Origin of the sequence: Amycolatopsis sp. NPDC059235, from assembly GCF_042754125.1 — a bacterium.
Lineage (GTDB): Bacteria > Actinomycetota > Actinomycetes > Mycobacteriales > Pseudonocardiaceae > Amycolatopsis > Amycolatopsis albidoflava.
The window spans coordinates 40561-55392 of sequence record NZ_JBHZAG010000017.1; the positions used below are offsets into that span (position 1 = coordinate 40561).

Consider the following 14832-nt stretch of genomic DNA (forward strand, 5'->3'; position numbering starts at 1 on the left):
TATTAACCCACAATATCCCCCATATCTTTTTTTTTGTGTTGGGGGGGGTTTGTTTTTTTTTTTACGGCCGGGGGGGGGCCCCCCCCCGCCCCCCCCCCACCCCCCTGCCGGAGGGCCGCGCCGCCGATCGGGCAAGGCCACGGCCCAGCGCGAACCACAGCCGGGCCGCACCGGACGGATCGACCACCCCGCTGCACGGACGATCACCGACCGCGCCGCGCACGGTTCGCCGCGAGGGTCGCTGCCTCGGACTGGCTGTGTCCGGCTGTGTCCGGCTCGGCCCGGATCTGGCTGCGTTTCGCTCGGCCCGGGTCCGGCGGTGTCTGGCTCGGCCCGGTCGCGTCAACCACCGAGCGGTCAGATGCTCGGCGCGTCTGTCCGGGTCACGACCCGCTGGCCGAACAGACCGCCAACACCGAAGATCGCGCGCCTCGGCGGAGCCCCGCAGGCGGGCCCCGCACCAGGCAGGCGACCGGCCAGTCCCCCAGGCAGGCCGGTCGCCCCTGCCTGCGGCGAAAGCACCCCGAGAGGAGACGTCACGACCCCGCGGCGCACCCGCTCACCCACCCCCGCCAGGGTGGAAAATTCCGGGCGCGTCAGATCGAATTCCCTGCTGTGAGGCGATGTGTAAGCGCTGTGAGGTTGCTGTGCATCCGGCCGCACGGGATGCCCGGCGGGCGTCGGCATGGTCATCTTGATGCGTGAGAGTCAACGTTTCCCGGACAGCGCTGATCGTCTGCGCGGCGGCCGCGATCGTCGCGACCGGCGGTGCCAACGCCGTCGTCGACACCGCTGACGTCACCGGCCCGGCGAGCCAAGCGAGCGGCACGGGCACCCCCGCCGTCTCGACCGGCGACGATTCGCACAGCACGGCGGCGACCACCTCGACCGGCGACACCGGCACATCCCCCAGCACTTCCGCCACCGGCGACGCCAGCACATCCCCCAGCACTTCCGCTTCCGGCGACACCGGCACGTCCCCCAGCGCGTCCGCGACCGCGACGGCGAGCCGCACCGTCGGCGCGTTGTTCTCCGGCGGCAACCACTTCTGCTCGGCCAGCGTCGTGCACAGCCCCGCCGGCGACCTGCTCCTCACCGCCGCGCACTGCGTCAGCGGCGACATCTCCGGCGTCACCTTCAAGCCCGGCTACCACGACGGCATCGCCCCGTACGGCACCTGGCAGGTCACCGCCGCGATCACCGCCGACGGGTGGAAGTCCTCGTCCGATCAGGACCTCGACTTCGCGTTCCTCAAGGTCGCCCAGCCCGGTTCCGCGAGCCTCGAAAGCCTCACCGGCGCCAACCAGCTCGGCACGAACCAGGGCTTCTCGCACACGATCACCCTCACCGGCTACCCCGACGGCACCGAGCAACCAGTCGTCTGCACCGGCACCACCACCCAGTCGGACGCCTTCCAGCAACGCGTCGCCTGCCCCGGCTTCCCCGACGGCACCAGCGGCGGCCCGTGGGTCATCAACCAGGACCCGAACACCGGAACCGGCACCGTCATCGGCACCATCGGCGGCTACCAAACCGGCGGCGCCACCCCGGACGTCTCCTACAGCGCCTACTTCGACGACGACATCGCCCAGCTCTACAACTCGGCGATCAGGTGAGTTAAGGCCACGAGCAGCATTTACCCGCCGAGGGCGAAGCACCTGAAGATTCCGGCGCACAGCTCGGCACGGAGAAGACTCTCGTCGCCCCGAAGTAGCCCGGCGACGGACAGCCGCCGCTAGCCGGGGATTCTCGAGGCGGCGGCCTCCGCGATCCGTCTGGCGAACGCGCAGTTCTCGGTCTGATCCGGCGCGTCGGAAACCGGAGTCGAGTCCACGCTCAGGTGGGCCCGCGGGCGCAGATCCACCAGGACGTCGCAATTCATCGGTGCCTGCTGGAACGCGACCACCTTGGCGTCGCGCCCGAGGATCTGTTCCCGGCTTACCTCGACTTCGGTCAGGAAGACGCTGTCTTTCGGGATGTCGGCGTCGTGGAAGGCGAGATCCAACTCGGCGTCGTCGCCGGTCCACCGGCATCGGGCACGGCGGCTGCCGCCCATCTTGTACGGCCGGTCCCAAGACTCGCCCGGGCCGGCCAGGCCCAGGGCCTGCTTGTCCGCATCGGTCAGCAAGGCGCAGAGATCCGCGCCGGTGAAGTTTCTCGCGGACGGTGACATCGACACGCTGCCGGGCGGAGGCGTCGAGCTCGCCGCTCCGACGCTGTTTTCCGGGGAACCGCACGCTGCGAGCGACGCCAGAGCGGCCGCGGGAAGAAATCGCGCCGGTCGCGTTCTGTTCATTTTCTGCCTTCGACAGCGAATACCTGAAACTGGCAATCCAGATGTCGTACTCGGCACCCATTCAACCACGTCGCCAAGACGATCTCTACCGCGTTGCGTGAAGAGCACTCGCCCCAGGATCCTGTTGGCGCAAGGACAAATTACCGGTGCACGAACGATGGAGTTCCGTCGCAGCGACGGAGGTCGCCCAGTCATTTTTCATTTCTGAAGAAATCGCCGCGATACCTGTGCCGCCCGACTGATTCAGCTACAAAAAGAATTGCAGGCTGCGGATTCTACTGGCCTGGCGACGCGAGCCCGCGCGTGGCCGAGACTGCGAGCGCGGGAACCGAAAGTACCGGGGCAGCGGACCCGTTCGCAGCGCAATACTCCTGCCGACAACGTCAATTGCCAGCGCTCGGCGTCTGATGTGCGACCTGGCTGACGTTGCCGTCGGCGATTGACCGGATACCGGTGGTTCGCGGCGTTCAGGAGTCTAGGCAGCCTTGAGTCCGGAGTGGTCGGACACTCAGCGGGCTGCCGACGTCCGCCGGACGGCTGGCGCTTCGCCCCGCCGATCAGCCAGAGCTAGGCGGCGCGACCGGTGCCTGATGCAGCGAGAGATTCTGCCCGGCCTTCTCATCCGCGGCCCACGCCCCGGACTCCGCGGTCCACGTCTGACCGGCGAAGCTCACCCGGTCCACGCCCAGCTTCGCCGCACGAGCCACCAGCCAGCTCGCGATTCGCCAGCCTTCCGCGGCCGGGTGCGCGCCGCTCAACCGAGCAGTGCCCAGTTCCGCGTTCGCGACCGTCACCAGGTTCGCCGGCGGGTTCAGCGTCAGGTTGCGGCAGGTCAGCGCCGCCGGGTACTGGCCGGTCAGCGCGCCGGTCAGCGCGGTGGCTTCGTCTTCCCACTGGGCGTACGCGTCGGGGGCGCCGGAGCGCTGCACGGCCTGCGCCGCTTCGGTGATGGGAATCGTCTGCCAGTTGTCGAGTTTCGCCAGCTTCTTGTAGAACTCCGTCGCCGAATAGACCGGGTCCTGCAGCTGGTCGGGCGTGCCCCAGCCTTGGCTCGGGCGCTGCTGGAACAGGCCGATCGAATCCCGGTCGCCGCCGCTCAGGTTGCGGAGTTTCGACTCCTGCAAGGCGGTCGCGAGGGCGACCGTCACCGCGTGCGAGGGCAAGCCCTGCTTGACGCCGACAGCGGCGATGATCGCGGCGTTGTTCATGGGATCCGGTTGCAGTGTGTACTGCGGTGCCGAAGCGTCGTTCGGTCCCTTCGGCAACGCGACAGTGCAGCCGGGGGTCTTCACCTCGTCACTGCTCGAGAACATGACCACCACGACGACCACCGCCGCGAGGGCCACGACGACCGCAAGAATCGCCGCTCGCACGCCACACCCGCGCACCCCGTGCCCGCCCTTCCCCACTGCCCGCTCCGAGTGCACAGTCTGCCCGGACGTCCTGGCGGCGAGACGCTCGGGTCGGGTCAGCCGGCGTCGGGCGCGCCCAGGAAGATCGGGTTCGACAGGGCGACCATGGCGTTCGGCGTCGTGGTCTTCGGACCGCCCGACGGACGCCGCACCTCGACCCGGACCCAGCGGCTGTAGCGCGGGTAGGTCGTCCACGTGACGGTCGCGGCGCCGGACTCCGGGACGGTCTCGCTGTGCTCCGGGCCGAGCTGGTCGAGGAAGGTCACGGTCGTGCCGGGCACGCCGCGAACGACCGCGCGCACCTCGATCGGCGTGCCGGTGCCCGCGACGAGCCGTCCGCCGATGCCCGCGGCGCGGCCTCCCCCGGAAACGGAGAAGTCGAGCTGCACATCCTTCGATTCGGCGAGCCAGGACCGGCCCGCTTTGAGCCCGGCGAGCAGTTCCGCCCGGCCTAGCCGGTCCGCCTGGACGACCGTGTGCGGGAGCGCGACGGTCTGATCCGGGTTGTGCGCGTCGGAATCGCCGATCGCCGGGATGAACCGGCCGCCGCGCAGGAGGCCGTCCCAATGCGTGACGCTCGCTTCGTCGTCAGCGGTCCACGGGCCGTTCCAGACCTCGACGAGGTCAGCGATCTCGTACGCGAATTCGTAGGTGCAGCCGAAGCAGTTCGCGAACGGGTGCGCGGCGGTGACCAGGCCGCCGGCCCGGTGCACCTGGTCGGTGAACCGGCGGAAGTCGCGCGGGTCGGACGCGCGGTAGCGCCAGTCGATCCACGTGCCGGCCGGGAGGCCGATCGCGGGCCAGTGCCCGGACCGCGTGGTGACCTCCTCGCCGTTCAGGATCAGCAGGTCGTCGGTCGCATAGTTGCCCCACACCAGCTGCGAGCTGGACGTGTTGTGGTCGGTGGACACGATGAAGTCCAGCCCGGCCGCCCGCGCGTCCGCGACCAGCTGCTCGGGCGTGCGCCTGCCGTCGGAATGGACGGTGTGCAGGTGGGAGTCGCCGCGGTACCAGGACCGGCCGCGGTCGCGCGCGGGCGCGGTCTCCGGAGCGGGGTTCGGCTGAAACGGCTTCGAGGTGTCGCGGCCGAAGGTCAGCGTGATTTCGACGCGGTAGTTCAGGCCCTGCGGCGCGACCGTGTACGGGCCGAGGATGACGTGCCAGCGGCCGGGCGTGATCGGTCCGGCGAGGTACCCGGGCGTCGCCTCGGCGGCGCTGATCGAGAACCGGTCGCGGAAACCGCCGGACCAGCCGCGGAAGCCGCGGCGCGTGCCCAGTTCGTGTCCTTCCGGCCCGAACATCCCGATGTCGCAAGCATTCCCGCGCGTTCCGGCGGGCACCGACGGCTTGTCGTAGGAATACACGACGTCGATCTGCTTCACGCCGCGCGGCACATCGACCGGGAGGTAGTACCAGTCCGGCACGTCCGGGCGGAAAGTGCCGGTGACGGTCTTCGTCTGCTGCCCGGCGCCGGGCGCGGGCTCGGCGAACGAGACGCCCGGCAGCATGCTCATCGCCGCACCCGCCGCCACGACGCCGCCGGCCCGGAACAGGTTGCGCCGGTTGAGTTCCCCAGTGGACATGCCTACCTCCGCAGCAAAGAAGTCGCGCCGACGCTAGCCGCCGGAGCAACCCCCATCAACGACGCTGCGGTGAACACTCGGTGCCTCGCCTCGCGCGGCACCGGCGTCCTCGGCTCGCCAAGCCGCGTCTCGAGGGGAGCCGAGCGACCGGCGAAGCAGGATCACTTATCCCACAAGGAATAGTCGCGTGCCAACCCACGCGCTCCGCACATCAACCCACGCGCTCACCACCGAGCAGCGGACCGTGCGCTCACGGCCAAGCAACGCACCGCACGCTCACCGCCAAGCAGCACACCATGCGCTCACCACCGAGCAACGCACCCGTGCGCTCACGGCCAAGCAGCGCGTCGCGCGCGCTCACCACCGAGCGGCGCACCATGCGCTCACCGCCAAGCCGCGCACCGCACCCGCCGACGCAAGCCCGACCACCGCGAACCTCACCCCGCCTCACCGCACCGCACCACTCCCCTCCACGACCCGGTCCAGCCATTCCTCCACCAGCGCCTCGAACAACACCGGCTGCTCGAACTGCAGGTTGTGCCCCGCCCGGTCGAGCACCGCGTAACTGGCCCGCGGATAGTGCCCCAGCAACCCGTACAGCTCCGCGAATCCCGTAGACGAGTCCTGCCTCCCGCACACGATCAGCGCCGGTTTCCGGTACGCCGGACCGCTTTCCGGATCGACCGACAACGGCCAGCCCGCCAGCATCCGCTGCAGCGCGCTCCGGTCGGCGGCCGCCAGCCCGGGCGCGACGTCCGCGCGGAACCGCGCCAGCGTCTCCGCGGACTGGACCACCGCGATGTCCCCGTACTCCGCCGCCTCCGCCGGATCGAGACTCTCCAGCAGTTCCGGATCGGCGCGCAGCACCTCGTGGTCCGGCACGTCCCGCTCCAGCACCGGCACCGGACGCCCGACCGGGCACACCAGCGCCAGCCCGGCCACCTGCGCGGGCCGCGCACGCACCAGCCCCCGCGCCAGATAACCGCCGTACGACTCCCCGACCAGCAAGAACGGCTCGTCGCCGATCAGGTCGTCCACCAGGTCCGCCAGCGCGGCGACGAGGTCGTCCGACCCGCGCGCGGAGCCTGCGGGCGATTCGCCCATCCCGGGCAGATCCGGGTAAATCCGCCGGAATCCGGGCCGCCGCGCGAAGACCGGCTCGAGACAGCCGGTCATCAGGCGGTGGTCCGGCATCCAGCCGTGGACGGCCAGCACCGGCGTGCCGGAACCGTGTTCGACGTAATGCATCGTTCCCTCCCTGTTGCCGGACACCGTTGTACCGCACGGCACCGACAATTCCGGGAGACGACGGCCGGGAGGAGGGCCGCGCCGGCCGCGGGGCGCGCATATTCCGGGAGAATTCCCCGGAAAGTCAGCCGCGGGAGCTGATCAATTCTCTTTCGGGTGCCGGCCGCCCCGGAGCGGGACGGCGCGGAACACAAGCCAGCAGAAGGAAACCTGCCACGACGCCCAGGAGCACGTGGCCGGTGACGGCGCACAATCCGCACAATGCGGTCCATAGGACGATCTTCATCCACCGAGTGTAGGACCGCGAAGAATCGCCGTCGGCGGACTTGGGGAAGACTTAGGGTTCGGTTAAGCAGAATTCCCCGGAAGAAGCACAAAGAAAGGGTTGCCTTTCCTTTCCGGCCCGCGAGGGGCCCTTCCGGCGCGGCGGCGGGGGCGGTCCGGCAGGATCGGGGCCGTGCCCACGCCCGGAACCAGCGCGCTCGTCGTCACGCTCCCGTCCGCCGCCGTCCTGCTCGAAACCGCCGCGGCCGTCGACCCCGGACTCGTCCGGCCCGGCCTTCCGCCGCACGTCACCGCGTTGTACCCGTTCCTGTCCGCCGACCGGCTCACCGAGCGGACCGACGCCGACGTCCGTCAGCTCGCCACCAGCTTTCCCGCGACAGAAGTGCAGCTGACCGACCTGGTCACCGCACCCGGATTCGTCGCCGCGGCGGCCCCCGCGCTGCAGCCGCTCGCCGACGCCGTGTGCGATCACTGGCCCGAAGCGCCCCCGTACGGCGGCCGTTTCGGGGCGCACCCGCCAGCGCATCTCACGATCGCCCTCGGCGGCACCGACGACCAGCGCGCCGAGGTCGCCAAGCGGGCGCGCGCCGCGCTGCCGATCACCGCCCGGGCGGACGCGCTGCACCTGGTCGTGCTCACGGAGCAGGGTTGGCAGCTCCGGCTGTCGGCTCCGCTCGGAACGCCTGCGCGATAGCCCGCAACCGAGCCACGTCAGCCGCGAAAGCCGTCTCACCAGACGGTTCCGCGGGCTCATCCGCCAATGTCGCGGCCGAACTGCGCAACACTTGCGCAGCCGCGTTCGGCGACAGCTCAGGCCCTACGCCGGACAGCAACAGTCCGTCGTTGATCTCGCTCATCATGGTCAACAACCGCTCCCGGCCGGTCCCAGAAGAGTCGTCAAGGCGGACGACGTCGGGGTATCGCGAAGCCAGGTGCTCGCGAAGCGGCCGCAGCGTCGACCGCGTCCGCGCGTCGCGCACAGCCCGTCCCAACGCGGGCAACGCCGGCACCGTCAGCCCAACCACGATCAGCAGCACCGAAACCGCAGGGAAGCCGACCGCGAGCGTGCACCTCACAGTGGAAAACGCACCGCGGCACAGCTTCGTGACCGGATGTTCGGCAGTCAGATCGCTGATCAGATCGACGATCTTCCCGACCAGATAAGCGAAAGCGAACACACAAGCCACGAGCATGATGCCCAGCCCGGCCCGCAACGCACCCGTGCCCGCGCGCACCGCACCAGCTGACACCACAGCGATGTCTGCCACCGCGAAGCCCAGGTACAGCGTGTACACAACGATGTACACGACCAGCGACGGATTAGACCGGTACAGCTCGTCGAAGAGCCCGACGCCTGTCGGCAGCCCGCGCGTCGCGAAGAACGACGCAGTAAGCACGACAAGCGCGACAATCAACGCCCCGAGCCGTGCGCGCCGTCGACGCTCTGCCACGCCACCGATCTCCGCGACAGTGACCTCGATGCCGTACGCGGCCACCATCGTCGCGAGGTTCGACAGCAGCCGCCCTAGGCTCGGGTACAGCTGGCTTTCGATCGCCTGCGCGCTGTCGGCGAGCAAGCACAACGCGACGCCGAGCGCGATCAAGCTGGTCGCCAGCCCCGCGCCCGCACCCGTCCGCCGCGCGCGCACCGCGCGCCAGATCCCGGCCGCGAGGGCGAGCAGGCCGACCCCGAAGAAAAGAACGTCGATCATCCGCGCGCTACCCCAGCAGCGACGCGAAGCGCCGCGCGCGATCCGCGGCCGGGCCGGAAGCGCCTGGCCGCAACTGGGCGCCGTCCTCGGTGGCGGCACTCATCAGGAACACGGCAATGAGCTCCGCTTCGTACTCGTCGGAATTCGTGGTGACGCGGGTGAGCAGATGCGACAGCAAGTGCGCGCTGAGATCAGGCGCGACCGTCGCCGCTTCGGCGTCGGTGAGCACGCATTCGCCGCGGTGATCGCACAGCAGGTGCGCGATTTCGTGGGCGATGATGTGGTCCTGGTGCAACGACGACGTGCCCGCCGCGTACGCGATGAGGTCGAAGTCGTCATGCCGCTGCCACGCACCGGAGGGCTGGCCGGGCGCGTAGCCGACCGCGATCAGGTCGATGTCGCGGCCCCGGTGCTGTTCCAGCCGGTCGATCCACGCGTTCATCGACCACGGCCGCGGCGCGGGCACGTGCCGCAGCAGCTCGCGCACCCGGTCGCGGGCGCGCACTCGCACGGTCGGGTCGATGTCCCCTCCCGAGGCGATCGGCGGCTGGACCAGCCTGGTGCACCAGGGGGTCCCCGGCGCTTCGGCCGTCGCCAGCATAGCCGCCCGGCTCACTCCGGCTTGCGTCCGCGCCGGGTGCGATCGCGTCCCTCGGTGTAGCTGTCGAGCTGGTCCATCAGTGCGGAAACGGTCCGCCGGTCGCGCTCGGAAAGCCGCATCGCGCGCTGCGCCAGGTCGCGGGCCTGAGTGTCCCGCCAGGCGACGACGTCGGCGACCTGCTCGTCCACCCGGCCGGCGACCTCGTCGTCGAAGAAGTAGGTGACCGGCACGCCGAAGAACCGCGCGAGCGCCTGGATGTGCGAGCGTTTCGGGTCGCGCCGGGCTCCGACGGCCAGCTGCTGCACGTGCGTGGCCGACATGCTGACGCCGGTGACGTCGGCGACGCCCTGGGCGATCTCGCGGTAGGAGTAGGGCTTGCGGTCCGGCGGGTGGACGGTCGCGATCAGGTGCGTCAGCCGCTCCGCGAAGCTGCGCTCCTCCGCCTGTTCGGCCATGCCGCCCCCACCACCGTTCCGTCTCCGTAACAGCGTCCAGCATAACCGTCCCGAAAACTTGACACCAGCCGTCCCGTTCCGGCTACACTCCCCCCGCGCATCGTTTAGAAAACTAAACACCGGGATCCGCGTGCGGTCGCTGGGGGTGCCCGCACGCGGTCCCGCGCAAGGCGGTGCCTGCCCGAGCGAGGGACGCACAAGTGACGCACAGACTGCGGAGGTAGGTTGTGCGCCATGACACTCCCCGACAGTCCCGAAAGGACACCCGTCGTCGTCACCGGCGGCAGCGGCTTCATCGGCCGCGCTGTCGTGCGCGCGTTCCGTGAGCGCGGTTATCCGGTCACGGTCGTCGACCGCGTGCGCTACGAGACGACCGACGAGGGAGTGCGCGTCGTCGTCGGAGACTTGCGTGACGCCGAAACCCGCGAAGCAGCTGTCGAGGCAGGCGTCGGCGGGATCGTGCACCTTGCCGCGCTGACATCCGTGCTGAAGTCAGTAGAGCTGCCGCGCGACACGTACGCGGAGAACGTCGCAGTGACACAAGAACTTCTCGAACTGTGCCGCGTACGCGAAGTGCCGCGCTTCATTCTCGCGTCCACGAACGCAGTGATCGGCAACGTCGGCACTAACACCGTCACGGTCGACCTGCCCACGAAGCCGCTTACGCCATACGGCGCGACGAAGGCGGCCTGCGAGATGCTGCTGTCGGGCTACGCGGGCGCGTACGGAATCACGACGTGCGCGTTGCGCTTCACCAACGTGTACGGGCCCGGCATGTCGCACAAAGACAGCTTCGTCCCGCGCATGATGCGCGCGGCGTTGAATAATGAAGGCGTGCGTGTGTACGGCACCGGTGAGCAGCGTCGCGACCTCGTGCATGTTGACGACGTCGTACGCGCGATCGTGCTCGCGTACGAGAGCGGTTACACCGGCCGCGCGATCGTCGGCGCCGGACATTCGGTGTCAGTGCTGGAAATGGTCGAGACTGTGCGCGCGGTGACCGGAGCCGAGCTGCCGATCGAGCATGTGCCCGCGCCCGCCGGGGAGATGCCCGCGGTGGTCGTGGACGTGTCGGCGAGTGCGGAAACCATCGGCTACCAGCCGGAAATCACCCTAGCCGACGGTCTCGCCACCGCCTGGAAGTACTTCTCCGGCCTGGACCGGGCCGAGGCGCCGTGACCGGATTCCTCCGCCGCCACGCGTTCCTGCTGGTGCTCCTCGCCGCGGGAACCACGCTGCGGGTGCTGTCCTGGGTCGCGTACCAGCCGGCGCTGCTGTACATCGATTCCTTCCGGTACCTGGACAATCTGCACGGCCTGCGCGCCGACGGGATCAACCCGGTCGGCTACGACCTGCTGCTGAAGCCGCTGCTCGCGGTCGGCGGGCTGTCGTTCGTCGCCGCCGTGCAGCACCTGGCCGGGCTGGCGATCGCGGTCGGGATCTACGCGCTGGCCCGGCGGCTCGGGGCGCGCAACTGGGTGAGTGCGCTGGCCGCCGCGCCGCTGCTGCTCGACGCCTACCAGGTGCAGATCGAGCAGAACATCATGGCCGAGGTGCTGTTCGAGGCGCTGCTGTTCGGGCTGCTGTGGCTGGTGCTGGCCAAGGGAAAACCGAACTGGCGGCGGATCGCGCTGGCCGGGCTCGTGGTCGGATTCGGCGTGCTGGTGCGGCTGATCGGCGTCGCGATCGCCGCGCCGTTCCTGCTGTACGTCCTCGCCGCGGGCAGTGCTTGGCGTTCGTGGCGCGGCTGGCGCGACGCCGGGATCGGGCTCCTCGCGATCCTCGTCGTGGTGGTCCCGTACGCGGCGCAAGTCAAGGCAGAGACCGGAAAATGGGGACTGAGCGGGCCGTCCGGCAGCATGCTCTACGGCCGCACCGCCGCGGTCGCGGACTGCGCGAAACTCCAGCTCGACCCATCCGTGCGGCCGTTCTGCCCCACCGAACCGGTCGAGAACCGGCTGGTCGACAACTACACGCACGCCGATCTCGACCCGGCGTGGCCCGGCCCGCTGCCGCCCGGCGCGGACAAAGGCGCGCTGGCGCACGACTTCGCGATGACCACGCTCAAAGCGCAGTGGTGGGACGTCGCGACGTCGATCCTCGGCGACTTCGGGAAGAGTTTCCAGTTCACCCGCTACACCGCGGCCACCGACGTGCCGATCAACCGGTGGCAGTTCCAGCTGACCTACCCGCAGTTCGCCGATCCTGCCGCGCTCAAGGCGGTCACGCAGCAGTACGACGGCACGGATCCCAAGGTCAATGAGCCGATCGCGGTGTTCCTGCGCGACTACCAGATCAACGGCGGATTCGTGCCCGGCGCGGTGCTGGGGTTCTTCGCGCTGCTCGGCCTGTTGACCGTGCTGCGGCGCAAGAAGCCCCGCCACCCAGCTCGCAGCGGCGCGCTGTTCGCTGCTGGCACTGGATTGTTCCTGCTGTTCGCGTCCGCGGTGTTCGAGTTTTCCTGGCGCTACCAACTGCCTGCGCTCGTGCTGTTGCCGGTCGCCGGTGCGCTCGGGTTCACCACGCTCACTGTCGCAAGCCGTCGTCGCCTCGGCAGTTATCCCGACACTGTCGACGAAGGCGCGATCGCGGACTTCCACGACCGGCATCCCGGCGCGAAACTTTCCGAGCTGACCGTGGTGATCGCCGCGTACAACGAGGCCGGCGGCATCGGCCAGGTGCTGGAGAAGATGCCGGACGAATGTCTCGGGCTGCCAGTAGACGTCCTGGTGGTCGTAGACGGCGGTACGGACAACACCGCGGCCATCGCGGAAGACCATGGCGCGTACGTGTGCGTCGCGCCGACTAACCGCGGCCAGGGTGCCGCGCTGCGCCTCGGGTATCACCTCGCGGCCGAGAACGGCGCGAAGTACATCGTGACGACTGATGGCGACGGTCAGTACGACAACAGCGAAATGGCCGAACTCCTCGCGCCGCTTCTGGACGGCACGGCGGATTTCGTGACCGGCTCCCGGCGTTTGGGGCACGAAGAGGCCGACAGCCGGATGCGCTGGGTCGGCGTGCGCGTGTTCGCGTGGCTCGCGTCGGTGCTCACCTGGCGGCGGATCACCGACACGTCGTTCGGATTCCGTTCGCTGCGCGCGGAACTCGCGTGCGCGATCCCGCTGAACGAACCGCAGTACCAGTCGTCGGAACTGCTGCTGGGCGCGACCGCGCGAGGCGCACGCGTGCTCGAACGGCCGATGAGCATGCGGCTGCGCAAGGCGGGCAAGAGCAAAAAGGGCGGCAGCGTCGTGTACGGCGCGAACTACGCGCGGGTCATGACAGGGACGTGGTGGCGGGGGTACGTGCTGCGCCGCGGTCGAAAACGAACCGGTCGAGCATCGTGAACTTGGCGACGAACACCAGCGCGTAGCTGAGCACGTACGCCGCGTCGAGCAGCACGACCCACCAGAAATGCGGCAGGTTCAGCGGCGCGAGCAGATGCCCGGCAAGCGTCGTGAGGCCGACCGAAGCGAGGCCGCCGAGCGAGATGACGAGCACGTAGGGCAGCAGCTCGCGGCCCACTTCCGGACGGCCGCGACGGCCCCACACCCAGCGCCGGGTGAGGAAGAAGTTCAGCACCGCCCCGGCCGCGAACGCGCACGCGCTGGCCAGCCAAGGGGCTCCGTTCGCGGCGAGCACCGCGATCAGCGCGGCCTGGCTGAGCAGGGTCGCGGCCACCGAACTGGCGGCCGCGCGGACGAACCGGGCCAGGCCGCGACGGCGCGGCTTGGGCGATTCCTCCGTCGTGCGGGGGTTCGCCGGGTTGGTTACCGTCGTCATAGTCCCAGTCTCCCCTCGGGCCGCCGGCTCCGCCGCGCGACCCCCCGGCCCACAGCGGATTCACAGCTGACTGCCAGCCGAACATCAGCGGCGGGCGATTAGGTTCGGATCTGCCACCGCGACACCGGGCGTCGTGCACACGAAAGGCCGTGCCTGTCGCGAAAACGAAAGGAAAGGGTGCTCCGGATGCGAGTGCTGGTTCTCGGCGGTGACGGTTACCTAGGCTGGCCCACTGCGCTCCATTTGTCGGACAAAGGCCACGAAGTGGCTGTTCTGGACAACTTCGCGCGGCGGCAGTACGACGTCGAACTCGGAGCCGAGAGCCTCGTCCCGATCGAAGACCTGAGCACCCGCGCCGACGCGTGGCACGCGGTGTCCGGAAAGCGGATCGCGAGCTACGAAGGCGACCTGCTCGACGCGGAATTCCTGTTCGACGCGGTGCGCGATTTCCGTCCTTCCGCGATCGTGCATTTCGCCGAGCAGCGGTCCGCGCCGTATTCGATGATCGACCGCGAGCACGCGGTCTACACGCAGCACAACAACGTCGTCGGCAACCTCAACCTGCTGTACGCGATCGCCGAGATCGACCCGGACATCCACCTGGTCAAACTGGGCACGATGGGCGAGTACGGCACCCCGAACATCGACATCGAGGAAGGCTGGCTCGAGGTCGAGCACAACGGCCGCCGCGACCGGATGCTGTACCCGAAGAAACCGGGTTCGTTCTACCACCTGTCGAAGGTGCACGACTCGCACAACATCGAGTTCGCCTGCCGGATCTGGGACCTGCGCGCGACCGACCTCAACCAGGGCGTCGTGTACGGCCAGCAGACGCCGCAGACCGCGCTCGACGCCCGGCTGGCCACGCGGTTCGACTACGACGCGGTGTTCGGCACGGTGCTCAACCGGTTCGTCATCCAGGCCGTGCTGGGGCAGCCGCTCACGGTGTACGGCAAGGGCGGGCAGACGCGCGGGCTGATCGACATCCGCGACACCGTCGAATGCATCCGGCTGGCCGTGGAGAATCCGGCGGAGCGCGGCGAGTTCCGGGTGTTCAACCAGATGACCGAGAGCATGTCGGTGCGGGAGATCGCCGAACTCGTCGCCGACCGCTTCCCCGGGCCGGTGCAGATCGAGAACCTGGACAATCCGCGGGTCGAGCAGCCGGAGCACTACTACCACGTCAAGCACACCGGGCTGGTCGGGCTGGGGCTGGAACCGCACCTGCTGTCGGACACGCTGATCGAGTCGATGTTCGACATCGTGGGCGCGAACAAGCACCGGGTGAACGACGAGCGGCTGCGTCCGACGGTGCGCTGGCGCGGAGCTGTCGAAGCGTCCTGACCTCGGGCTCGCCTGTGCTGGATGTCGCCGTTCCGGCCTCGTTCCGCCGCCGTCTCGGAAATTGTCGGTGGCGGGTGGGATGCTCTTCGGGTCAGCCCCTGAGGGGGTCG

At 69.3% G+C, this 14832-nt stretch carries 14 protein-coding genes; 5 read left to right on the forward strand and 9 right to left on the reverse strand.

Annotated features, from left to right (window positions below; translation table 11 throughout):
* The first annotated feature begins 701 nt into the window (after nt 1–701).
* Nucleotides 702–1616: a trypsin-like serine peptidase gene (locus ACFXI3_RS14470; RefSeq protein ID WP_378399853.1), complete on the forward strand. Its 915-nt coding sequence runs from the start codon at nt 702–704 to the stop codon at nt 1614–1616.
* Nucleotides 1617–1735: 119 nt separating this feature from the next.
* On the opposite strand, the gene ACFXI3_RS14475 is transcribed toward ACFXI3_RS14470, so the two are convergent.
* From ACFXI3_RS14475 to ACFXI3_RS14495, 5 genes are all read right to left on the reverse strand, one after another.
* Nucleotides 1736–2491, reverse strand: a complete 756-nt coding sequence (locus ACFXI3_RS14475) for a DUF3558 family protein (RefSeq protein ID WP_378399854.1) — start codon at nt 2489–2491, stop codon at nt 1736–1738.
* 362 nt (nt 2492–2853) lie between these two features.
* On the reverse strand, nt 2854–3669 hold the full coding sequence (locus ACFXI3_RS14480; protein ID WP_344277410.1) for a hypothetical protein: 816 nt from the start codon (nt 3667–3669) through the stop codon (nt 2854–2856).
* Between the two features lie 95 nt (nt 3670–3764).
* Nucleotides 3765–5291 (reverse strand): CehA/McbA family metallohydrolase, encoded by a 1527-nt coding sequence (locus ACFXI3_RS14485; protein ID WP_378399855.1) that lies wholly within the window; start codon nt 5289–5291, stop codon nt 3765–3767.
* Between the two features lie 447 nt (nt 5292–5738).
* Nucleotides 5739–6539 carry an alpha/beta fold hydrolase gene (locus ACFXI3_RS14490; RefSeq protein ID WP_378399856.1) on the reverse strand — a complete coding sequence of 267 codons (801 nt, stop codon included), beginning with the start codon at nt 6537–6539 and terminating at the stop codon, nt 5739–5741.
* Between the two features lie 124 nt (nt 6540–6663).
* Nucleotides 6664–6825 (reverse strand): hypothetical protein, encoded by a 162-nt coding sequence (locus tag ACFXI3_RS14495; RefSeq protein ID WP_167756662.1) that lies wholly within the window; start codon nt 6823–6825, stop codon nt 6664–6666.
* A 171-nt stretch (nt 6826–6996) separates the two neighbouring features.
* On the opposite strand from ACFXI3_RS14495, the gene ACFXI3_RS14500 reads away from it, so the two are divergent.
* Nucleotides 6997–7518, forward strand: coding sequence for a 2'-5' RNA ligase family protein (locus ACFXI3_RS14500; RefSeq protein WP_378399857.1), 522 nt, complete (start codon nt 6997–6999; stop codon nt 7516–7518).
* Here the strand turns inward: ACFXI3_RS14500 and ACFXI3_RS14505 are convergent.
* From ACFXI3_RS14505 to ACFXI3_RS14515, 3 genes are read right to left on the reverse strand one after another with little or no spacing between them, the layout of a single operon-like run.
* Nucleotides 7460–8536, reverse strand: a complete 1077-nt coding sequence (locus tag ACFXI3_RS14505) for an MAB_1171c family putative transporter (protein ID WP_378399858.1) — start codon at nt 8534–8536, stop codon at nt 7460–7462. The genes ACFXI3_RS14500 and ACFXI3_RS14505 overlap by 59 nt on opposite strands.
* 7 nt (nt 8537–8543) lie before the next feature.
* On the reverse strand, nt 8544–9152 hold the full coding sequence (locus tag ACFXI3_RS14510) for a hypothetical protein (protein WP_378399859.1): 609 nt from the start codon (nt 9150–9152) through the stop codon (nt 8544–8546).
* Nucleotides 9149–9592 (reverse strand): XRE family transcriptional regulator, encoded by a 444-nt coding sequence (locus tag ACFXI3_RS14515; protein ID WP_378399860.1) that lies wholly within the window; start codon nt 9590–9592, stop codon nt 9149–9151. The genes ACFXI3_RS14510 and ACFXI3_RS14515 overlap by 4 nt, the downstream gene beginning before the upstream one ends.
* 234 nt (nt 9593–9826) lie before the next feature.
* Between ACFXI3_RS14515 and ACFXI3_RS14520 the strand changes: the two genes are divergently transcribed.
* Nucleotides 9827–10771, forward strand: coding sequence for an NAD-dependent epimerase/dehydratase family protein (locus ACFXI3_RS14520; protein ID WP_378399861.1), 945 nt, complete (start codon nt 9827–9829; stop codon nt 10769–10771).
* On the forward strand, nt 10768–12942 hold the full coding sequence (locus tag ACFXI3_RS14525) for a glycosyltransferase (RefSeq protein WP_378399862.1): 2175 nt from the start codon (nt 10768–10770) through the stop codon (nt 12940–12942). Before ACFXI3_RS14520 ends, ACFXI3_RS14525 begins: the two co-directional genes overlap by 4 nt.
* Here ACFXI3_RS14525 and ACFXI3_RS14530 read toward each other — a convergent pair.
* The gene (locus tag ACFXI3_RS14530; RefSeq protein ID WP_344277437.1) at nt 12872–13378 is read right to left on the reverse strand and encodes a GtrA family protein; all 507 of its coding nucleotides are present in this window, start codon (nt 13376–13378) and stop codon (nt 12872–12874) included. The genes ACFXI3_RS14525 and ACFXI3_RS14530 overlap by 71 nt on opposite strands.
* Nucleotides 13379–13564: 186 nt before the next feature.
* Between ACFXI3_RS14530 and ACFXI3_RS14535 the strand changes: the two genes are divergently transcribed.
* Nucleotides 13565–14722 carry an NAD-dependent epimerase/dehydratase family protein gene (locus ACFXI3_RS14535; protein ID WP_378399863.1) on the forward strand — a complete coding sequence of 386 codons (1158 nt, stop codon included), beginning with the start codon at nt 13565–13567 and terminating at the stop codon, nt 14720–14722.
* Nucleotides 14723–14832 lie beyond the last annotated feature (110 nt).